Source organism: Pelagibius sp. Alg239-R121, assembly GCF_947331435.1.
Taxonomy (GTDB): Bacteria; Pseudomonadota; Alphaproteobacteria; order Kiloniellales; family Kiloniellaceae; genus Denitrobaculum.
On record NZ_CAMZOF010000001.1, the window covers coordinates 1,245,488 to 1,266,920 of the forward strand.

Annotated in this window: 17 protein-coding genes; 8 read left to right on the top strand and 9 right to left on the bottom strand. The window is 59.2% G+C overall.

Annotated elements, in window-relative coordinates:
- The 6 genes from QMZ18_RS05565 to QMZ18_RS05590 all read right to left on the bottom strand — a co-directional run bounded on the left by QMZ18_RS05565 (position 1) and on the right by QMZ18_RS05590 (position 7,550).
- Positions 1-1,392 (bottom strand): NAD(P)/FAD-dependent oxidoreductase, encoded by a 1,392-nt coding sequence (locus QMZ18_RS05565; RefSeq protein ID WP_282605231.1) that lies wholly within the window; start codon positions 1,390-1,392, stop codon positions 1-3.
- Entirely contained in the window at positions 1,389-1,736 is a 348-nt protein-coding gene (locus tag QMZ18_RS05570) for a (2Fe-2S)-binding protein (protein ID WP_282605232.1), read from the bottom strand. Before QMZ18_RS05570 ends, QMZ18_RS05565 begins: the two co-directional genes overlap by 4 nt.
- A complete protein-coding gene (locus QMZ18_RS05575; protein WP_282605233.1) occupies positions 1,723-2,847 on the bottom strand; it encodes an FAD-binding oxidoreductase in 1,125 nt (374 codons plus the stop codon). Before QMZ18_RS05575 ends, QMZ18_RS05570 begins: the two co-directional genes overlap by 14 nt.
- 27 nt (positions 2,848-2,874) lie before the next feature.
- Positions 2,875-4,146, bottom strand: a complete 1,272-nt coding sequence (locus QMZ18_RS05580; RefSeq protein ID WP_282605234.1) for an FAD-binding oxidoreductase — start codon at positions 4,144-4,146, stop codon at positions 2,875-2,877.
- 35 nt (positions 4,147-4,181) lie between these two features.
- Positions 4,182-6,278, bottom strand: a complete 2,097-nt coding sequence (locus QMZ18_RS05585) for a TRAP transporter permease (protein WP_282605235.1) — start codon at positions 6,276-6,278, stop codon at positions 4,182-4,184.
- A gap of 261 nt (positions 6,279-6,539) precedes the next feature.
- Positions 6,540-7,550 (bottom strand): TAXI family TRAP transporter solute-binding subunit, encoded by a 1,011-nt coding sequence (locus QMZ18_RS05590; RefSeq protein WP_282605236.1) that lies wholly within the window; start codon positions 7,548-7,550, stop codon positions 6,540-6,542.
- Between the two features lie 413 nt (positions 7,551-7,963).
- Between QMZ18_RS05590 and QMZ18_RS05595 the strand changes: the two genes are divergently transcribed.
- Entirely contained in the window at positions 7,964-8,881 is a 918-nt protein-coding gene (locus tag QMZ18_RS05595) for a LysR substrate-binding domain-containing protein (RefSeq protein ID WP_282605237.1), read from the top strand.
- Positions 8,882-8,887: 6 nt separating this feature from the next.
- Here the strand turns inward: QMZ18_RS05595 and QMZ18_RS05600 are convergent, their stop codons facing one another.
- Both QMZ18_RS05600 and QMZ18_RS05605 read right to left on the bottom strand, forming a co-directional pair.
- Positions 8,888-10,498, bottom strand: coding sequence for a GMC family oxidoreductase (locus QMZ18_RS05600; protein WP_282605238.1), 1,611 nt, complete (start codon positions 10,496-10,498; stop codon positions 8,888-8,890).
- A gap of 104 nt (positions 10,499-10,602) precedes the next feature.
- Positions 10,603-12,126 (bottom strand): PLP-dependent aminotransferase family protein, encoded by a 1,524-nt coding sequence (locus tag QMZ18_RS05605; protein WP_282605239.1) that lies wholly within the window; start codon positions 12,124-12,126, stop codon positions 10,603-10,605.
- 148 nt (positions 12,127-12,274) lie between these two features.
- On the opposite strand from QMZ18_RS05605, the gene QMZ18_RS05610 reads away from it, so the two are divergent.
- The 7 genes from QMZ18_RS05610 (at position 12,275) to QMZ18_RS05640 (ending at position 19,714) form a co-directional block, all read left to right on the top strand.
- Entirely contained in the window at positions 12,275-13,378 is a 1,104-nt protein-coding gene (locus QMZ18_RS05610) for a mandelate racemase/muconate lactonizing enzyme family protein (protein ID WP_282605240.1), read from the top strand.
- 73 nt (positions 13,379-13,451) lie between these two features.
- Positions 13,452-14,747: an FAD-binding oxidoreductase gene (locus QMZ18_RS05615; RefSeq protein WP_282605241.1), complete on the top strand. Its 1,296-nt coding sequence runs from the start codon at positions 13,452-13,454 to the stop codon at positions 14,745-14,747.
- A gap of 312 nt (positions 14,748-15,059) precedes the next feature.
- Positions 15,060-16,154, top strand: coding sequence for an ABC transporter substrate-binding protein (locus QMZ18_RS05620; protein WP_282605242.1), 1,095 nt, complete (start codon positions 15,060-15,062; stop codon positions 16,152-16,154).
- 74 nt (positions 16,155-16,228) lie between these two features.
- Positions 16,229-17,332, top strand: coding sequence for an ABC transporter ATP-binding protein (locus QMZ18_RS05625; protein ID WP_282605243.1), 1,104 nt, complete (start codon positions 16,229-16,231; stop codon positions 17,330-17,332).
- A gap of 3 nt (positions 17,333-17,335) precedes the next feature.
- Entirely contained in the window at positions 17,336-18,256 is a 921-nt protein-coding gene (locus tag QMZ18_RS05630) for an ABC transporter permease (protein ID WP_282605244.1), read from the top strand.
- Between the two features lies 1 nt (position 18,257).
- The gene (locus tag QMZ18_RS05635; protein WP_282605245.1) at positions 18,258-19,091 is read left to right on the top strand and encodes an ABC transporter permease; all 834 of its coding nucleotides are present in this window, start codon (positions 18,258-18,260) and stop codon (positions 19,089-19,091) included.
- 35 nt (positions 19,092-19,126) lie between these two features.
- On the top strand, positions 19,127-19,714 hold the full coding sequence (locus tag QMZ18_RS05640; RefSeq protein WP_282605246.1) for a dimethylsulfonioproprionate lyase family protein: 588 nt from the start codon (positions 19,127-19,129) through the stop codon (positions 19,712-19,714).
- An 11-nt stretch (positions 19,715-19,725) separates the two neighbouring features.
- Here QMZ18_RS05640 and paaN read toward each other — a convergent pair whose 3' ends face one another.
- Positions 19,726-21,390 carry a phenylacetic acid degradation protein PaaN gene (gene paaN / locus QMZ18_RS05645; RefSeq protein WP_282605247.1) on the bottom strand — a complete coding sequence of 555 codons (1,665 nt, stop codon included), beginning with the start codon at positions 21,388-21,390 and terminating at the stop codon, positions 19,726-19,728.
- Positions 21,391-21,433: the final 43 nt, after the last annotated feature.

Consider the following 21,433-nt stretch of genomic DNA (forward strand, 5'->3'; position numbering starts at 1 on the left):
TTACTCTTTTGATATCGGCAATGCTGCGAGCTCACCCAGCGTGAGCGGTTTCACGGGCGGGCGGAGCCGGTAGTAGCCAACGGCCTCCGGATCTTTGCCGGTCTCGGCGGCGAGCAGTTCGGTGACCGTAAGGCCGCACATTCGACCTTGGCAGGGACCCATGCCGGCCCGGCAAAAGGCTTTGAGCTGGTTTGGGCCTGGCGCACCGAGGGCAATGCCCTGGCGCAGGTCGCCGGCAGTGACTTCCTCACAGCGGCAGACGATGGTTTCGGGTCGGTCGGGAATGCGATGCGCGTCATTGGGCCGGAACCAGAGGTCCAGGAACGGCCGGATGGCGTTCTCCTGAGCGAGTTTGCGGCGGTGAGGTTCGCTCTGTTTATCCGCCGTGGGCGCGTCCGAGTACCCTAACTCTTGGAGCACACCGATGGCTGCAATCCGCCCCGCCGCCTCGGCGGCGACAGCCCCGGCGATTCCCGCGCCGTCGCCGATAATCGAGATACCGGGTAGCGACGAACCGTACCAGCGGTCAACGTCCGGTACCCAGCAGAGTTGCCGGTCATTCCAATGGTGCCGGCAACCCGCAGACATGGTCAGGTTGACATTCGGCACGACCCCCTGGTGCAGAAAAATGCGGTCACCGGTAATGCGCTGCGGTTTTCCATGTCCGTCATGAAAGACGATGGCTTCGGCATGATCCGACCCTTCGATTGCGAGGTCGCTTGCTGCCCGCTCCACCCGGATGCTAGCCTGGCGAATCTCGCGCATCCAGCCGGCGCCTTCAACCAGAAGGTCCCAACGTTTGAGCGCAGCGGCAAACTTTTTCAGGGCCGGCCATCGGTTGCTGCGCGGTGTGGTGTCGATCAGTGCGGCGGGACGGAGCCCGGCGCGCAGGTACTGTGACACCACTAAATAAAGCAGAGGCCCGCTGCCGGCGAAGATGGCGCCTTCGCTGACGAGGCCGGAGGATTTCAACAGAATCTGAGCTGCCCCCGCTGTGGCCACGCCGGGCAGAGTCCAACCGGGAATCGGGAAGGGGCGCTCGATCGCACCGCCAGCCACGATGACACGATCGGCCGTTACAATTCCGGCGGCGCCGTCTCTGGAGACTCCAATCTCCCGCTCGGCTGTCAGTTGCCAGATCGTCGAGGCGGGCCGGTAGTCGACACTGGATTCGCGAAGGGCGCGGACGAGGCCTTCTCCCCGGGCATAGCTTGTACCGAGTACTTTCTTTTGCGCGGCTGTTGCGCTTTCAACCGCGCGATAGATCTGCCCGCCTGGGGCAGGCTGTTCATCGAATAGGATGACATCGGCACCCTGACTCGATGCTTTCGTGGCCGCGGCCAATCCAGCCGGCCCTGCGCCTATGACAGCGATTTGGGCATGGGATTTCATGTCTTGCCCGACGATTGTTTGCCCGTCGATTGTTTGTTGTGCGACGGGCTGTCTGACGCGATTGCGGCGGCACCGGACTGCCGCTCCACGACCATGCCATCGTACACCTGGATCATGCAGGCCTGCCGGTTCGGTAGGCCGTCAATCTCGACCAGGCAATCAAAGCAGACTCCCATCATGCAGAAAGGGCCGCGTGGAGTTGCCGTGACGGCAGTATCTCGGATTGACTTCATGCCGGTCGATAAGAGAGCCGCCGCAACGCTGTCGCCTTCGTAGGCTTCGATCAATTGACCGTCGAAGAATATTTTCACGATCGACCGGTCGACGGCTTCAATGCGTCGCATCGGGTACCCTCTCTGTACTAAACCTCTCCGGGTTCATGGCCATCAATTCCGGTGGGATAGCGCCGTCCCGGACGGCTTCAGCCCAGGCGTAAGCATGGCCTGCTGCAAGGGTCACGCCGCTGTGGCAAACCGCAGTGAAGGCGCCTGGTTGGCTGGAGGATTGGGCATAGATTGGATGACCATCCGGCGTCATGACGCGCAGTGCACCCCAGGTACGCACGATCTGCGCCCGCTTCAGGACGGGAAACTTGCGCACGGCACGATCCGCGATCTCCTGCATGATTGCGGCCGATGTGTTGTTATCGAAACCGACGTCCTCATGGGAGTCACCCAACATGACGCTGCCTTCGACCGTTTGGCGTACGGTTGAGATTGGGTGGTTCAGAAAGGGCTGCAGCCGCTCGGTCACCATGATCTGGCCACGTAAAGGTTCCACCGGAACGTCGAGTCCCACCATGGGAGCAAGTGGACGGTTACCGAGGCCAGCGGCGAGAACCAATTTCGGGGCTTTGAACACACCCTTGGGCGTCGTAACCGCAAATACGCCGCTTTTGTTGCCGATGGCAGTAACCCCCGCCTCCATCTCGATGGTTCCGCTCTTTGCCGCAAAGGCCGTGTGGAGGCCGCGTAGCAGATAGAGCGGATTGGCATGCCCGTCGTTGGGCGAGAAGCCGCCACCGACGACATCGGGCCCCAGGCCCGGCAGTCTCTCGCGGAGTTCTTCCGGACCCAGCATTTCATAGCGAAAGCTATTGGAATGTTGTGACAGGCGGCGGTACTTGTCTTCTCGGGCTGTGAGTTCTTCCTCAGAGAGGCAGATGTCGAAGCCGCCGGGACGGTCGTAGCCGGTCTCGATGCCCGTGATCTCTTTGATCTCGTCGGAGAGCGATTGCCAATGCGAAGCTGAGGTTTCTGTCCAGCGCGCATAAGAGGGAAAATCAATACCCTTGCTTTGAACCCAGACCAGTCCAAAGTTGCCGCGCGCGGCGCGAAAGGCCGTATCCCCTTCGTCGAGCATGACAGTCTTCATCCCGAGACGCTGCAGTCCGAAAGCAGTCGCGGCGCCGACCATGCCGCCGCCGATGACGATGGCATCGAAGGACCTAGACACGGCGGCGCCCGCCTGTCGGAACCGCGCTCATTGAAAACGCTCCAGACTGTAGGGAGTGAGATCGAGGTTTGGCGGCTCTCCAGCGACAAGAGCTGCGGCGATGCGCCCGGTCATGGGCGCGGCGGTCATACCCAGATGTCCGTGCCCGAAAGCCATCGTCAGGTTCTCCAAGCCGGGCAAGGGACCCAACGCCGGCAAGCTGTCGGGAAAGGAGGGGCGCTGCCCCATCCAAACGTCGGTCGTTTCAGTGTTGAGTTTGGGCAGCAGGCGTTTGGCCTGCCGCTTGAAGACTTCGGCGCGCCGGTAGTCGGGGGGGGCGTCCAGCTTGGCGAATTCGGCAGTTCCCGCGCATCGCAGGCCCATATCCATGGAACTGGCGACGAACTTGCTGTCAGTGACCATGACCGAGTTGTTCAGCGCCACATCAGGGTCGGCGAAGATCATGTGATAACCGCGCTCTGCCTCGAGCGGAAGACGAAAGCCAAGCGGCTTCAATAGAGTGGCGGACCAGGGGCCGGCGGCCAAAACGACCTTGGCGGCCGCAAGCGATCTGTTGTCGGCTTCGACGTGAAAACAGCCGTTGTCTTGCGGAATCAGGCGCCGGACCTTGCCGCGCAAAAATTGGCCGCCCTGCCGTGTTATTTTTTCGGCGAGCGCTTTGCCGATAGCGCCGGGGTCAGTGGCACGCCCCTGTCCTTTTACCAGGATGGCCGCCCGGTAGTCTTCCGAGATATCGGGTTCCAGATCGCGCAGTGCACCGTTCTCGATCCGTTCCAGCGGCGTGCCGCGTTCGTCTCGGATGCGCCATTCAAGGGCGTCCAGATTGGCTTTTGCCGGATCCCTGTAAACGAAGACATAGTTCGAATCGCGGACCAGATGTTCTTTGCCGGTGCCTTGCAGGTGGCGGCGGTAAAGCTCAATGGTCGGCTGGTTGAGCGCCAGCATTGCGTCGGCGATGGCCGGGATCCGTTCGATCCGCCCAGCACGCAGAAAGGCGATAATCCAGGGCAGCAGCGACGGCAGGTGGGTCCAGCGGATTTTTGCCGGACCGTCCGGATCCAGCAGCCATTTGGGAACCGATTTCCAAACGCCCGGCATTGACTGGGGGACGCAGGACCAAGTGGAGAGGACGCCCGCGTTACCGTAAGACGCTGCCTCTGCCGGTGGTTCGGGGTCGATCAGCGTGACAGGAATGCCGCGTTCCTGAAGCGAGATGGCAGTGCAGAGTCCGACGATGCCAGCGCCTATGACAAGGCAGGGAATTTCCATCTCCTGTTTAGACTCCGCGCGCTCGGTCATCGAAGGCTCAGTTCTTTATTTGGCTGCTATTAATGTCAGGCATCCATGGCCTCGCCGGACTGCGGCATGTGCCGGCGGGCGACAAGCTGTTGAATCAGCACCGGCGCCGCGAAGGCCAGGGACCAGAGATCGCTTTCAAAGCCTGGGGCGATCATAAAGATGCCTGCAAGTGCGATCAGAATGCGGAAAGGACCCGGCAGAGGGGCGATGAAGTAGGCCGAAACCGAGATCGCCATCATCACCACGCCAATCGCACAGGTCAGAGTTGTCTCCAGAAATGCGGCCCAGGTGAAGTATTCCGGCAAAACAATCAGCATGGCCGGTGAATAGACGAAGACCATGGGCACGAGTAATTTGGCGATTCCCAGCGAGAAGGCGGAGACACCTGTTTTGAAGGGGTTGGCGCCGGCGATCCCTGCCGCCGCGTAGGCGGAGGCACAGACTGGAGGCGTGATTTCCGATATCACGCCGTAGTAGAGCACGAAGAGGTGCGATGCCAGCGGCGGTATGCCCAGGTTGGCCAGTGCCGGCTGTGCGACCGTTGCCAGCATGATGTATAGGGCGGTGGTCGGTAAACCTGCCCCCATCAGGATGCAGGTGATGGCAATCATGATCAGCGAAACGAAAAGTGTGATGTTCATCACGCTGAAATCAGTGAAGGGAACGTAGGCGATCAGCGGATGGAGACCCTCGGCGATGGTCTGGGCGCTGTTGGTCACCAGAAAGCCGAGCCGAAATCCGAGCCCGGTGGTGTTGACCACGCCGACCACGATCCCGATGGCGGCGCAGACGGCACCGACGGCCAGCGCGTACTTCACACCCAGGAGGCAGCCCTCGATCAGGTCGCGGACGGTGATGCGGTGCATCGGGTTCACGAAGCCTATGACCACAGCTGAGGTAATTCCCCAAAAGGCAGCCATATGAGGCGAGTAGCCGGAGAAGAGAACATAGATCAGGATCACCAATGGGATTGCCGTCGGCCAGCCCTGCTTGAGTACGGCCAGGAGCTTGGGAATCTCTTCGCTTGGCAGTCCCTTCAAGCCCAGACGCCGCGCCTGGAAATGGACGATGCAGAGTACGCCGATATAGTGCATGGCGGCGGGCGCAATGGCGGCCAGCACGATGGTGGTGTAGGGCACCTCCAGAAATTCAGCCATGACGAAGGCTGCCGCGCCCATGATCGGCGGTGTGATCTGTCCGCCGGCGCTCGCTGCGGCTTCGACACCTCCTGCCAGATGACCCGGGTAACCCATCTTTTTCATGTTGGGGATGGTCAGAGAACCGGTCGAGACTGTGTTGGCGATCGAGGAGCCGGAAATCGTGCCGAAGAAGGCGGAGGAGACGACACTGACCTTTGCCAGACCACCCGTGTAGCGGCCGGCCACGACGGTTGCGATGTCGACGAAGAACTGTCCCAGGCCCATGCGCTGGGCGAGTACGCCGAACAGCACAAAGTGGAAGACCACCGTTGAGACGATCCAGAGGGTCACGCCGTAGATGCCCTCGGACGGGAAGTACATATTGTTGATGTATTGCGCCCAACCGACCCCGGGGTGCTTGAGGATCTGCAAGGGCATGTATTTGCCGAAGATGGCATAGCAGGTGAAGACGATGATGATGATCGGGACGATGATGCCGAGGGTCCGGCGCACGGCCTCCAGCAGCACGACGATAAGGATCGTCCCCATAATGATGTCGAGCAGATGGGGTGCACCTTGCCGGAGAACCTGCTCCGGCAGTGAAAAGTCGATGCCGATCGGGCTGAGATCGAGGCCGTGCCAGGTCCAACCTACATAAAGCGCAGCCACAATGCCGAAGCCGATCAGGAGCCAGTCATAAATCGGTACGTTTGCGAAGCGCCAGAAGCTTGGCGGCAGCAGCACGCCGTCCATACTGCTGCGAATTGCGGGGAAGCCGATGAAGACGAGGATCATGACACCGGACATGTGAAAGCCCATGTGCCAATAGTCGACTGGCACTCCGGTTCCGGCAGTCACATAGTGGTAGAGGGCAAACATAACCGAGAAGGCGACAACGAATTTCGTCAGCCAAGGAGCGACGATGCGGGTCTGCAGGCCCGAATCGTACTGCCGCTCCAGTTCCTCCGCTTTTTTGACGTCGAACTGCGCCATATCCCTGGACTCCCTGCGGGGAGAGCCTGAGCGCTTTTCTTAACTTCAAAGAAAAGTGCGGATCAGCCCCTGCTTCATAGTGTGAGAGAACGACTCAAGCTTCCGACGATTGCCGTCGTGAGCGATCGCGCTCCAGGCGGTTGGCCGCCAATCTTGTTCTTAATGATTTTCGGGTCGCAGGGTGACCGGCTGCCTGCCACGGATGTTCTCGATGAGCAGGCCGCCGGTCAGTCCTCTGCGAAGAAAAGACCGATCAAAGAATTATTTGATCATGCCCTGTTCTTTGTAAAAACGCTCGGCACCCGGGTGCAGGGGCGTCAGTACGCCTTTCAGCGCGGTCTCGAGGCGGATGACCTTGCCTTTGGCATGACCGTTATCCAGCAGCTTTCTGGAGTTGTCGTTCCAAAGAGCCTTGGTGACTTCGTAGATGAAGTCGTCCGGCTGGTCTGCTGAGGTCACGAGCAGGCCGTTGACGGCAACTGTCGGTACGTCATAGTCGACCGCTTCGTAGGTGCCGGCCGGGATCAGAGACGGCACATAGTAAGGGATCATCTTATTGATGGCGGTCTGTTCGGCTTCGGTAAACTTGTAGAGTTCGAAACCCTTGGTGGAGCCAAGCTGAACAAGCGCCGAGCTGGGTGTGCCCATCGCATAGAAGTAGGCGTCGAGCTGTCCATCTGCGAGCCGCTGTGCTGACTGATTATTGTTCAGTTCCGCCGCCTCGTAATCGTCGCGGCCGATGTCGTAACTTTTGAGAATCTGTTCGACAGTGACCTGAGTTCCTGAGCCGGCCTGTGCGATGCCGACCCGCTTACCCTTCAGATCCCCAATTGATGCGAGTGATGCGCCCTTGGGCAGGGTAAGATGCATATCTTCCGGATAGAGATTGGCGATAACCCGGAGTTTGTCTTTGGCATTGCCTTCGAATTTGCCGCGGCCGTTGAATGCTTCGACAACCGTCTGCGCACCGGCCAAACCGGCTTCCAGCTGGCCTGCCTGAATCGAGTTGACGTTCGCGACCGACGCGTTGCTCGAAACGGCGATGGCGACCAGGCCAGGAACGCCGCAGCTGCCGCCCTTGTCGCAGGGCCGAGCGCCCGGCGGATTGGAGATCGCATTGGCGATCAAACCACCGATCGGAAAGTAGGTGCCGCCGGCAGAGCCCGTGCCGATGCGGAAGAACTTCATCTCCTGCGCCTGACTTTGAACTGCTGCGCCGCCCAGCATGGTCGCCGCAATTGCTGCCGCGAAAAGTTTGCTTTTGAGTTTCACTTTGAGCCTCCTCGTTTTATGCATTTTGTTTTGAGCCGGACTCTGACCTGACAATTATCAGGCATTGGCCCACCCGAAAGTGCGCACAAAGTCCGGTCCCTTCTCAAGTGTGGGAATCAGGCTAGTCGCCTTTCCCGCGCTTGGGAATGTCTAAACCGGATCATGGACCCTATAATTGGATCTCTTTTGGGGATTTGCCTTTGGCGCCCCCCAGCACCGGTCTCAATTTTCACCCGTCCTCTTTATCGCTGTACCCATGAGGTTCTAGTGAGCCCGATCGTCTAGTGACGACAAAGCCCTGTGGGCCGCGAATTTACTTTCATCGATCTTAGAAAGTATGGATATAATATCAAATTATTAATTTCTCTATATCGATAGATTTTTCTTATAATTATTGCCTAAGGAGAGGGCAAATGGACCTTCGAAAGCTGGAAGTCTTCAACGAAGTTATGCTGACAGGTTCGGTCAGCAAGGCCGGCCGCAACCTGGGACGCACTCAACCTGCCATCAGTTCGCAGATTGCAGGACTCGAGGAAGACGTTGGATACAAGCTGTTCGAGCGGCGTGGCGGGCGACTGCACCCGGTGCCGGAGGCGCATTTTCTTCATGCCGAAACGCGGGAAATCCTGACGCGGTTGAACTCCCTGCAGCGGACCATGCGGGAGGCGGGCACCCTTGAAGCAGGTCACCTGCGGGTTGCCAGCATGCCGGTTCATGCCGAATTTCTCATTCCGCGCCTGATCAGCCGTTTTGTGCGCGACCGGCCCGACGTCAGTGTGACTCTGGTCAGTCAATCTTCCGGTCTGGTGTTCGAGCGAATGGCGTCGCAGCAGTTCGACATCGGATTTGCCGAATATGATTCCGGTTCACCCCTGGTAAACACTTCGGTGATTGAGATGGACTGTGTCTGCGCGGTCTCGACTTCCGATCCATTGGCGAATCTGAATGAGCTTACACCCGCTGATCTCGACGGGCGTCCTGCCGCCTTGTTTCTATCCGATCACTTTATTTCGCGGCGTCTGCGCGAACTCTTCGAGGCGGCGGGGGTTATTCTCAATGCGCGCTTTGAAATGCAGAATGCGGCCGCACAGTATGTCTTTGTTGAAGAGGGGTTGGGCTACGCTGTCATGAGCCCGCTCTCGGCCTGGATATATAAGGTTAACCGGCCGCAAAATGCCAAAATCAGGTTCCTGCCTTTCAAGCCGAGCATCAACTACCGTGCAGCAGTCCTCACACCAATGCACAAGCCCTTGTCCCGTCTGGCACTTGCATTTGCAGACACCTTGGAGCAGGAAGTCAGGTGGATACTGGGTGAGAGTCTGCGGGACTGATTGGCTCTATGCGTCTTCCAGGACCAGATCGGCGCCCTTTTCCCCAACCATGATCGTCGGCGCGTTGGTGTTGCCTGAAGTCACTGATGGGAAGACCGAAGCGTCAATGACCCGAAGATTCTGGAGCCCGTGCACCTTTAGCCGATGGTCAACCACATTCTGCGTTGGATTGGAACCCATGCGGCAGGTGCTGACCGGGTGAAACACGGTCGAACTGCGTTGGCGGATGTCCTCGATCATGGCTTCGTCGCTTTCGACTCCGGTCCCGGGCTGAAGTTCCTCCTCGATCAGTGCGGATAGGGACGCTGTTGCGGCGAGCTTGCGCAGAAAGCGCACGCCCTCCAGCATCTCTTGCACGTCGTGGTTGGTGGAAAGCGAGTTTGGATGAATCTCCGGATAGACCGTCGGATCACTGGCGCGAATCTGCAGGTAGCCTCGGCTGGTCGGGCGGCAGGGCGAGATACCGAGCAGAAAGCCCGGATAGGGATCGGGGCTCATCAGCGGCCTTTTACCTGGCGGCGCCTTGATGTAGCTGACCGGCGAGAAGTAGAGCTGCATGTTCGGGCGTTCGATGTCCGGCCGGGTGCGGAAGAAACCTCCACCCTGGTTGACACTCAGGCACAGCGGGCCTCTGCGCAGCAACAGATACTTCATGCCGGCCCAGAGTTTGCCGTGCCAGGGATGCAGCTCGTTGTTGAGGGTCGGCTTGCGAGCGCGGTAGAGGTGATCGACACCCAGGTGATCCTGTAGATTCCGGCCAACTGCGGGGCTGTCCTGCAAGACCTCGATACCAAGCGGCTTCAGGACCTCGGCTGGACCGATACCGGAAAGCTGCAGTAGCTGCGGCGAGTTGATCGAGCCTGCGGAAAGAATGACCTCACGGCCGGCGTGAGCCTGATGCAGTTGGCCGTTCTTGCGGTACTCGACACCAATGGCTTTTCTGCCCTCGAACAGGATACGCGTTGTGTGGGCTTTGCTCTCGACCCGCAGGTTCACGCGCGTCATGGCCGGGTGCAGAAAGGCGCGCGCGGCCGACATTCGGATCCCGTTGCGCGTGGTGATCTGATAAAGGCCGACGCCTTCCTGACTCTCGCCGTTAAAATCGTCGTTCCGCCTCAGGCCGGCTTCGTGGGCCGCATCGATATAGACCTGGTTCAAGGGATGCACGTGCTCGGAGACGTCGGCAACATGCAACGGTCCGCCCGTCCCGCGCCATTGATCGGCGCCGCGGGCGTTGTCTTCCGATTTTTTGAAATAGGGCAGAACGTCCTGCCAGCCCCAGCCGGGATTGCCGAGCTCCTTCCAGGTATCGAAATCCTCGGCCTGACCGCGAATGTAGACCATGGCATTGATGGAGGAAGAACCGCCGATTACCTTGCCGCGCGGCCAATACCCCTCGCGGTTGGCAAGACCCGGATCCGGGTTTGTCCGGTACATCCAGTTGACGCTTTTGTCGTAGAACGACTTGCCGTAACCGATCGGCATCTGGATCCAGAAGCGCCGGTCGCTGCCGCCGGCTTCCAACACCAGTACGCGATACCGGCCGTTCTCGCTCAGGCGATTCGCCAGAACGCAGCCGGCCGAGCCGGCACCGATGATGATGTAGTCGTAGTCCATTCTTGGGCTTGTCGGCACTTTAGCAGCCTAGATTGTTCCCGTGATCCAAAGCCGCAGACTATTCGAGCAGCCTGCGTTCCGTCAGGTCCATTTTAGATGATGCTTCATACCATTCCATGGGCCGCCGTGGCGCGCGGCTGTTGTTTGAGTTTTTCGAGCACGCGCCCAAGGGTTTTGACACCTGCGACGATTTCCGGTGGCGTGATGCCGCTGAAACCCAGGACCAGTCCGTTGCCGTGGGTCGGTGCGATCGAAAAGCGTTCAATCGGCGTCACCGTAATGCCCTGCTCGCGGGCTGCTGCGGCTGCACTGTCTTCCAAAATAGACTTCGGCAGCAGGCCAATCGTATGCAGGCCGGTATCGGTCGGGACAACTTCGAGCAGACCATCCAGATGTGCTTTGGCGCTGTCGCAAAGCACCTGGTGCCGTTCCGCGTAGATCTTACGCATGCGCCTGAGATGTGCGGCGAAGTGGCCTTCTTCCATGAAACTCGCGACGACCGCCTGGTTGCTGGAGGGCACGCCCTGGACGAAGGCATTGGTGACTTTATTGAATACCTCGACTAGGGCCGGAGGGGAGAGAAAATAACCCAGACGAAGGGCGGGGAAGAGGGTTTTGCTGAAGGTACCGACGTAGATCACGCGACCGGTGGCATCAACGCTCTTCAAGGTTGGCTGCGGGTGTCCGCCATAGCAGAATTCGCCGTCGTAGTCGTCTTCGATGATCAGGGCGTCCGCCTCTTCCGCGGCCTTCAGCAAAGCGAACCGCCGTTCCAGAGTCATGGTTGACCCCAGCGGCTGCTGGTGCGCCGGGGTCACGAAGGCGAGGCGAAAGTCTGGTGCCAGATGCAGGCCGTCTTCGACCATGATTCCACCGTCGTCGACCGGAACCGGAATCAATTTGGCGCCACAGGCGACCAGGCTGTTGCGCGCGCCGATCGCACCCGGGTTTTCGAACCAGACTTTATCATTCGGATCGAGCAACACGCTGCCGATCAGATAAAAGGCCTGTTGGGCACCGCCGACGATAAAGATCTGTTCGGGCTCGCAGGCAATGCCGCGGTTGGCCCGCAGATGGGAAGCGATGGCGCGGCGTAGGGGGAAGTAACCGTGTGGATCGCTGTAGCCCATCACAATGTTGCGCTGATCGCGCCAGTGTTTGGACATCTGTCGCGACCAGAGCGCCAGGGGAAAGGCGTCGAAGGCTGGCATCGCCGTGGTAAAGGCACGCGGTTCATGAGGCAGGCGTTCAAAGAACATCTCCGAGGCTTTGGTAATTGAGCGCGACAGGCGAGGCTTGCTGGTCTGTTGATCTTCCGGTCCGGCGGGCGGTGGCGGTACAGCCGGGCGATTGTCCCTGAGAGCCTCGCTGACGAAAGTACCGGCACCGGTGCGCGATTCGATCAGGCCTTCCGCGGCCAGTCGCTCGAAAACCTCGATCACCGTCGTTCTGGAGATCCCGAGATCCTTGGCCAGAGTGCGGCTTGCGGGGAGGCGCTCACCTGCACTGAGACCGCCGGACAGGATGATGTCGCGGATCGCGGTGAAAACCTGGCTGGTAACCAGGCGTCCGGATTCCCGGTCGATGTGCAGGGAAAGGAGCAGGGCGCCGCCGCTTCGTTTGACCATATCGACCAGCATTCTGCTTTTGAGTTAAGTGGTATTGTAGAATATTTAAAATGGATCTTATCTCCAGTCCAATTCACAGTCATATCGATATCTTGAGGAATAAGCTATGAAGCTGTTTGCTAATTTCGAGAAACGGTGACGCGTTCAGATGAAAATCAAATCTATCGAGACCTTCTCAACGGAATTTGTCGGTTTTGTCCGGGTGACAGCGGACGATGGCGCGCAGGGTTGGGGACAGGTCTCGACCTACAATGCCGATATCTCGTCGCTGGTTCTCCATCGTCAGGTAGCGCCTTGGGCCCTTGATCAGGATGCGCACGACATCGATTATCTCGTCGATATCATCCCCGAGCGCGAACATAAGTTTCCGGGTTCCTACCTGCGCCGCGCAATTGGCGGACTGGATACCGCGCTGTGGGATCTGCATGGCAAGCTTGCAGGCAAGAGCGTCTGCGAGCTTATGGGTGGCACGCCGCGGCCGTTGCGGGTCTACGCCTCTTCCATGAAGCGCGATGTCACGGCGGCGCAGGAGGCTGACCGTCTGCTTCGTTTGAGAGATGACCATGGCTACGACGCCTTCAAGTTCCGGGTCGCTGCGGAGTGCGGCCGTGATATCGACGAGTGGCCCGGCCGGACTGAGGAGATCGTTCCTACTCTGCGCAAGGCCATGGGCGATGACATCACCTTGCTGGTGGACGCCAACAGCGGTTTCTCACCAAAGCGCGCCATCGAGGTCGGCCGGATGCTCGAAGCCAACGGCATCTCGCACTACGAGGAACCCTGTCCTTATTGGGAGTTGGAGCAGACAAAAGAAGTCACCGATGCACTCGACGTCGACGTAACCGGCGGCGAACAGGACTGCGATCTCGTGACCTGGCGCCGGATGATCGCTATGCGCGCGGTCGATATCATTCAGCCCGACGTCTGTTATCTCGGCGGTATGACCCGAACGCTGCGGGTGGCAAAGATGGCGGAGGCCGCGGGGCTGCCCTGCACCCCTCACTGTGCCAACCTCTCGCTCGTGACACTTTTTACCATGCACCTGCTGGGGGCCATTCCAAACGCCGGGAAATATCTGGAGTTCTCGATCGAAGGACCGGACTATTACCCTTGGCAGGAAGGGCTCTACAAAAAATCGCCCTACGATATCACGGACGGCAAGGTAACGATCCCGGATGCACCGGGTTGGGGCGTCGAGATCTCGGATGCCTGGCTCGAGGCAGCGGACTATCAGATCAGCACGCTGGACTGATAGTCCAGTCGGCTGTTGAATGACGAATTGATTTTGGTCCGCAGATTTCGTTCTGCCACTGGTGAGGGTGCCCGTGAGTTCAAATCTTTTCACCGAAGACTTCAAGACCGATCCCTATTGGTGGGAAGACTCGCCACGACCAGATCTCGGCGCGCTGGATTTGCCGAAGACGGCCGATGTGGTGGTGATCGGTTCCGGCTACACTGGCCTGAACGCGGCGTTGGAGACGGCGCGTGCCGGACGTCATACCGTGGTGCTGGACGCGGAGGCTGTTGGTTGGGGCTGCAGCACGCGCAACGGTGGCCAGATCAGCACCAGCGTCAAGTCTGACCTGGAGAGTCTGAGCGCAAAATACGGCCGCGACCGCGCCTTTGCGATCATGAAGGAGGGGCACAACGCCCTAGCCTGGATCCAGGATTTCGTGGGCCGGGAGAGAATCGACTGCTGTTTCAAGGTCCCGGGGCGCTTTCATGCGGCGCATTCACTCGCGCAGTACGAAGCCCTGGCCGTCGAGGTCGGTCATGATGTCCCCGGCCTCGAGATCGGGGCAGAACTCGTGCCGCGGAGCGAACAGCGTGACGAGCTCGGCACCGATGCCTATTACGGCGGCGTGGTCTTTCCCAAGCACGCGTCCCTTGACCCTGGACGCTATCATCAGGGGCTGCTGGATCGCGTGCTTGAGGCCGGCGCCAGCGTGATCGAACACTGCGCGGTGAACTCGGTCGAACGCCAGAGCGGGGGATTCCAGGTCACAACATCCCGCGGCAGCCTGATCGCCCGCGACGTGATCGTGGCAACGAACGGTTATACCGGGTCCGTGACGCCCTGGCAGCGCCGACGTGTGATCCCCATCGGCAGTTACGTTATCGCAACGGAACCTCTGGCGCCGGCCTTGATGGACCGCCTGATGCCCAAGGACCGGGTCGTCAGCGATACACGCAAGGTGGTTTACTATTACCGGCCTTCGCCGGACCGCAGTCGGATTGTCTTTGGGGGACGGGTTTCGCATAACGAAACCGACCCGCATACCAGCGGACCCAAGCTGCACCAAGCCATGGCCGGCATTTTTCCGGAATTGGCGGATAGGAAGATCAGTCATTCCTGGGTCGGTTTCGTCGCCTACACTTTCGACGAGTTGGCGCACATCGGGCAAAAAGACGGCCTCTACTATGCCATGGGTTACTGTGGCTCCGGTGTTTCTATGGCGAGTTATCTCGGCATGCGGACCGGGCAGAAGTTGCTGGGACTCAAGGAGGGCCGGACCGGTTTCGACGAGCTGACCTTTCAGACCCGCCCCTTTTACAGCGGCAATCCCTGGTTTCTGGGAGCTTCGGTCATGTACTACCGCTGGCGAGATGCTCGGAGCTGACGCGCGGTCACGAGCGGATCATGTGGTTAGAGTCGATTCACCGGGTGAGACGGATTACCCAGAGTGAATTCGTCTGACCCGAACCTGCTCTAGACTGCGATAGGTCTCATCGGAATCAGTAAAAAGCGATTAGGTTCTCACCGATTGGTATTCTAAATTGTTTAGAATGGCCCTTCCCGCCAGACCATTACGACGTCGTAAACTGAGAACCTCAAACAAGCATCCGTGCTGCCGTTGCAGCCTTCCGCGTTTTGAAGAGCAACGACAGACCGGCATAAGGTAAAAACAGGCGAAAGATGAGGAGGCACTACTATGGGACGTGAAAAACGATATAGCGGTCAGTCGAGGCGCGCGATTCTCAGCAGGACCGGGATTGCGGCTGTTGCAGTGGCTTTTGCGGCAGGTGGATTGGCGTCGGGTGCGACGGCGGCGGACAAGGTCACTGTCGCGTCCTGGGGCGGATCCTATCAGAAGGCGCAGAGTGAAGCTCTCTTCAAACCGGCAGCCAAGGCGACGGGCATCAACGTCACGGAAGAGACCTATGGCGGCATGTCCGATGTGCGCTTGAAGGTTAAGGCCGGCGCGATGACCTGGGATATCGTCGCCAGCGGTTCCGGCAGTGCGTCACGCGCGGGGGCCGAGGGCCTGCTCGAGCCTCTCGACTATGACGTTATCGATGTGTCGACCTTCTATCCGACCCTTAAGATGAAGTACTGTGTCGGCGGCGATGTCTTCTCGACGGTCTACGCCTGGAATACCGCGACCTACGGTGACAAGGGACCGCAAAACTGGGCCGACTTCTGGGATGTGGAGAAGTTCCCCGGCAAGCGTGCGTACCGAGGCAAGGTTGCGGGTGCACTCGAACCGGCCCTGATGGCAGACGGTGTTCCGCCTGAGAAGGTCTACGAAGTGCTCTCGACCGAAGAGGGCATGGAGCGGGCGATCAACAAGATCCGTGAGTTGAAGCCGCATATCGCCGTCTGGTGGAGCTCCGGCGCGCAGCATGCTCAGTTGATGAAGGACGGCGAGGTCGATATGACCACCGGCTGGAACGGGCGTTTTGATGTTGCGATCGATGATGGCGCCAAAGCAGCCTACAGCTTCAATCAGGCCCTGCTCGACTATGACTGCTTTGCGATTCCCAAGGGAGCGCCCAACAAAGACACGGCGATGAAGTTCCTGGCCGAGATCAGCAAGGCGGAGTATCAAGCCAATCTGCCGAACTACATCACCTACGGACCGACCAACAAGAAAGCCTACGAGATTGGCAAGATCGATGATGCAGTTGCCAGGAAACTGCCGTCGCATCCGGACAACGCCTCTCTGCAGCTGCCGGTCGACATCGATTGGTACGCCAAGTTCGAGCAGAAAGCCTCGGCGATGTATCAGGATTTGGTGACCGAATAGGCCGGATCATCGATGATAAGGGGCGGTGTCATTACGCCGCCCCTTTTTGATACGAAAGAGTGAGAGGGTTTATTTTGAGCGAGACCACTCTGACGGGAGGGGCGTTGCCCATAACGATTCGCGACGCGACCAAAAGCTACGGCGCGGTGTTCGCCCTCGACAATGTCGACCTGGATGTGCGCAGCGGCGAATTTATGACCCTGTTGGGCCCTTCGGGCTCTGGAAAAACAACTTTACTGATGGTGCTCGCCGGCTTTACCCGGCCGGATTACGGCAGTGTAAAATTTGGCGAGCGGGAAATCGTCCGGACGCCACCGCATAAACGAGATGTCGGCATGGTGTTTCAGAACTATGCCCTTTTTCCTCACATGTCCGTGGCGGCGAACGTCGCCTTTCCGCTGAAACTTCGGGGCGTTTCCAAACAGGAGATGGTGGAACGTACCGAGCAGGCCCTTGAGACGGTTCAACTCGCCGGATATGGCGAACGACGCATCGATCAGCTTTCGGGTGGCCAGCGTCAACGTGTTGCGCTCGCCCGGGCGATCGTGTTCGAACCGCGCATTCTCCTGATGGATGAGCCGCTGTCCGCCTTGGACAAGAAACTGCGCGAGCAGATGCAGATCGAGCTGCGCCGCCTGCACGACAAACTCGGCATGACAACCGTTTATGTCACCCACGACCAACGCGAAGCTCTGACCATGTCGGACCGGATCGCGGTGATCAATCATGGCCGTGTTATGCAGCTTGGCACGCCCGAAGAAATTTACGAGCGACCGGCCAATAGGTTCGTTGCCGACTTCATTGGAGAATCGACTTTTTTGCCGGTGACCGTGCAGCAGGGCGTTGCCCGGTTTGGTGACCAATCCCTGAAGGTCGCGCAGATGCCCGAGGCAGGAGAGGACCTGCTGCTGATGCTACGTCCGGAGCGCCTGCAGCTCATCACCAATGACAGCGAAGCCGCCGACGGCGAGGCCAACCGTTTTGAGGCGCGCGTGCGGGAGATGGTCTATCAGGGCGACAGCTTCCTGATGTATACGGTACTCGAAAACGGCACGGAAATCAGTCTGCGGGGCATGACGCGGCGGGACACGGTCTCGACTTTGCCGGCCATTGGCGATGTCATCCAGCTCGCGCTGCACCGCGACGACACAGTGTTGATTTCGGCCGAGGAGCCTTAAGCGATGAGCGATCTCGTCCTGCGCTCGGCTGGATCCCTGGCTACTCAGCCCAATCAAACCGAACTAAAGCAGGACGCCCTGCGCGAGCGCTTCGCCCTGTTTGGGCTCTGTTCGCCGGCGCTGCTGCTCGTATTGATCATCATGGTTCTGCCGGTTGGCTGGCTTTTTTGGCTGTCGTTTCTGGGCGAGGACGGCAACTTCACGCTGGAAAACTATCAGCGCATGGTGGAGAGCAAGTCCTATGCGCGGATCTTCCGAAACACCTTCGAGGTCAGCCTGCTGACCACAGGAATCTGCATTCTAATCGGCTATCCGCTGGCTTACTTTCTATCACAGTTGCCGAGGCGTGCGGCGAACCTCTGCATGATCACCGTGCTGCTGCCCTTCTGGACCTCGCTGCTCGTGCGCACCTATGCCTGGCTGGTGTTGCTGCAGCGCCGGGGTCTGATCAACGAGTGGGGCATGGATATCGGTTTGTGGGACGAGCCGATAAAACTGGTCCATAACCTGACGGGTACTTTGATCGGCATGGTGCATATCATGCTGCCGTTCCTGATCCTGCCGGTCTACGGCTCCATGAAAGCGATCGACCGGGACTATATGAAAGCCGCCGCCAATCTGGGGGCCAGTCCGGCGCAGGCGTTCTGGCGAGTGTTCTTTCCGCTCTCGCTGCCGGGTCTTTTTGCCGGCGCGCTGATTGTCTTTGTGTTGTGTCTCGGTTTCTTTGTCACGCCTGCGGTTCTTGGCGGCGGCAAGGTCATTATGGTTTCGATGCGGATCGCGACCAATATCGAATTGTTCTTCAACTGGGGGGCCGCCAGCGCGCTGGGTGTGGTGCTTCTTGTTCTCACCCTGGTTATTTTGGGGATTGCGTCGCGCGTCCTGCGGTTCGATCAGCTGCTGGGTGGAGGACACGGATCATGAAATGGCAAGTCTCATGAAATGGCTGGGGGAGCCCGCATCGGAAACCCAGATCACCCATGGCGGGCGGCTCTGGCTCTATCTGCTGGCCGGGCTGGTGATGGCATTCCTTCTGGCGCCGACCATCATCGTCATTCCCATGTCCTTTTCGGACTCCCAGTATCTGGAGTTTCCTCCGCGAGTCTGGTCGCTGCGCTGGTACGATCACTATTTGGGCTCGCCCGAATGGATGCAGGCGACATTCACGTCGCTGAAGGCAGGGATCTTCACAATGCTGGTCGCGACGCCCGTGGGGGTGATGGCCGCTTACGGCCTTTTTGTGTCCAGGATGCGGATCGCGAGTCTGATCTTTCTAATCCTCGTCATGCCGATCATGGTGCCGGTGATCCTGGTAGCGATCGGCGTCTTTTACGTCTATGTACAGGTCAGCTTGGTCAATTCACTGCTGGGCCTTGTTCTGGCGCACTCCATTCTTGCGATTCCGCTGGTGGTGGTTGTGGTGAGCTCGGCGCTCAAGAGTTACGACATGAATCAGGAAATGGCGGCCCGCAGTCTGGGGGCATCGCGCTTCCGGGCCTTCATGGTTATCACTCTGCCGCAGATCCGTTTTTCCGTGATCACCGCCGCACTGCTTTCGTTCCTGACTTCTTTTGACGAAGTCATCGTTGCCATGTTCGTTTCCGGCGGCGAGAATTCCACCCTGACCCGCAATATGTTCAACGCGTTGCGCGATCAGATCGATCCAACTATTGCATCCATTTCCACAATTATGATTATTGTTTCGACAAGCCTGCTTGTACTTGCGCAGGTCTTCGGAAAGTCGGGCGACGAGCCGTAAAACTCGTTCGCGGATCAGAAGGGTGTGTGGGAGAGATGAAAAGGTTCCTGCGGGCGATCGCTGATGTGTACGATGGCCAGTCCGGACCGATGACGGTCGAGTTGTCCAGCGCTCTGCGGAGCTCTCAGCAGCTCTCTACGAAACCACCTCACGAACCCGGACCCACCGGCGAGATTCTTGACCATATGATGGCCGCTCATGCATCTGCCCATCATCCTTTGCTCAATGAGATCGCGCGGGTTCGCAACAGTCTCGTCTGGTATTCACCGAGCTTTGAGCGCATTCCCGAGCCCATTGGATCGCGGCTTTCAGTGGTCGAACTGCTGGGACCCGATGGATTGGTGTTTTGCGATCATTGCCGCTTGGGTCTCTTCCTGCAGATGCCGGATCTTTTCTATCCGGGACATGCTCATGCCGCCGATGAACTTTATCTGGTGCTGAGTGGTACCGCTGACTGGCAGCTGGGCGGATCGGAAGCGATACCCCGGTCGCCTGGATCTTTCATCCATCACCCCAGTGGGCATTGGCACGCTATGAATACACGAAGCGAGCCTTTGCTGGCGATCTGGGGCTGGACCGGCGATATCGGCTTCGACAGCTACGCTATCGAAGCCGTGCCTTAATGTGGCTTCGATTAAGCTGCCGCAGGCCGCCGGATCGTCGCGACCCGGAATCGGTTGGCGACAAAAGCGGCGTCGGTCAGGCAGGCATTGCCCGCCGGGTTGGCTCCCGACACATGATAGTCGCTGAAAGCCGCGCTTTGATTGACGAAGATGTTGCCCGTGAGGTTGCAGGACAAACTGACACCGGCATGTGAAAAGGCATCGGCCGCTTTGTCCAGGGTGGCGTCGTCTGTGGCGTAAACGGCTGCCGTGATGGCACCCTTGTTCCTGGCCGAGGCGGCAGCGCGCGCGATAGCGTCATCGGAAGAATCAGCAGCCACGATAAATGAGATCGGGCCAAAGCGTTCTTCCAGATGGGTATCACTCTGGGCAGCATCGACCTTCAAAAGCATGGGCGTTGCCGTGCGGGCAGCTTCCTGTCCCTCGATCGGCTCGGACGCGCGTACGATCTCGCCGAGGGTCCCAGCCTGTTTGACCCGTTCGATAGTCACCGGATTGGCGATGGCGCCACAGATACCTGACGCCCGCATTGGATCGCCCAGCAGCTTGTCGATGGCAGTCTTGAGACCTTGGGCCACTTCGTCCAGGGACTTGTGTCCATCTTCCGTCTCGATGCCTTCACGCGGCACGTAGATGTTCTGCGGCGCAGTACACATCTGGCCGCTGTACAGCGAAAGAGAAAAGGCAATGTTGCCGCACAGACCTCTGAAGTTGTCAGTCGAAGCAATCACGACTGAATTCACGCCGGCCTCTTCAGTATAGACCAGCTTGCTGCCGGCATTCGCCCGGATCCACTGACCAAAGGCGTTGGAGCCGGTGAAATCCACGATCTCGACGTCCGGATGCTGGACCAAGTCCTTGGTCATTTCCGCACCCGCTTCGTCGGCGGCAAGGAGAAGGACGTTTGGGTCGAACCCGGCTTCGCGTAAAACCTCGCGTCCGATGTCCAGAGATAGCGCAAGCGGCAGAATGGCGCTGGGATGCGGTTTGACGATCACGCTGTTGCCGGTTGCCAGGCTTGCAAAGATTCCGGGATAACCGTTCCAGGTCGGGAAGGTGGCACAGCCGACTGTAACGGCGATGCCGCGCGGCATGATCCGGAACTGCTTGTCGAGAACGATGGGGTCGTGCTTGCCCTGGGGTTTGCTCCAAACCGCGGTAGCCGGGTTGCGGCTCATCTCGGCGTAGGCATAGGCGACGGATTCTACCGCGCGGTCTTGCGCGTGCGGCCCGCCAGCCTGAAAGGCCATGACGAATGCCTGTCCGGTCGTGTGCATCACCGCGTTGGCCATCTCAAAGCTGCGCCGGTTGATGCGGTGGATGATCTCCAGGCAAACGCCGACGCGATCTTCGACTGTTGCACTCGCCCAACCGGCACCGGCTTCTTTGGAACCGCTGATCAACTGCGCGATATCGGCGGCGGGATAGGTGATTTCCAGCGGAAGGCCGTAGGGCGACGTTTCCTTGCCGACGACCTTGCCGTTGCTCGGATGACCGGACAGATCGAAGAGATTCCCGAGGCGCGCTGTGAACGCTGCTTCGCCGTCGTCTTTCGCAGTTTCGCCATAAATCCTGCCACTCGGAGCTTCGGGATACGGGCTCCAATAGCCACGTTCGCGGGCGGCCTGCAGGGCCTTGTCCAGCATCTCGCGATGCGTCTCGAAGAAGCGCGTCATTCCATTCTCCCGTCAAGCAGTTGCGCTTGGCAATCGCGGCCAA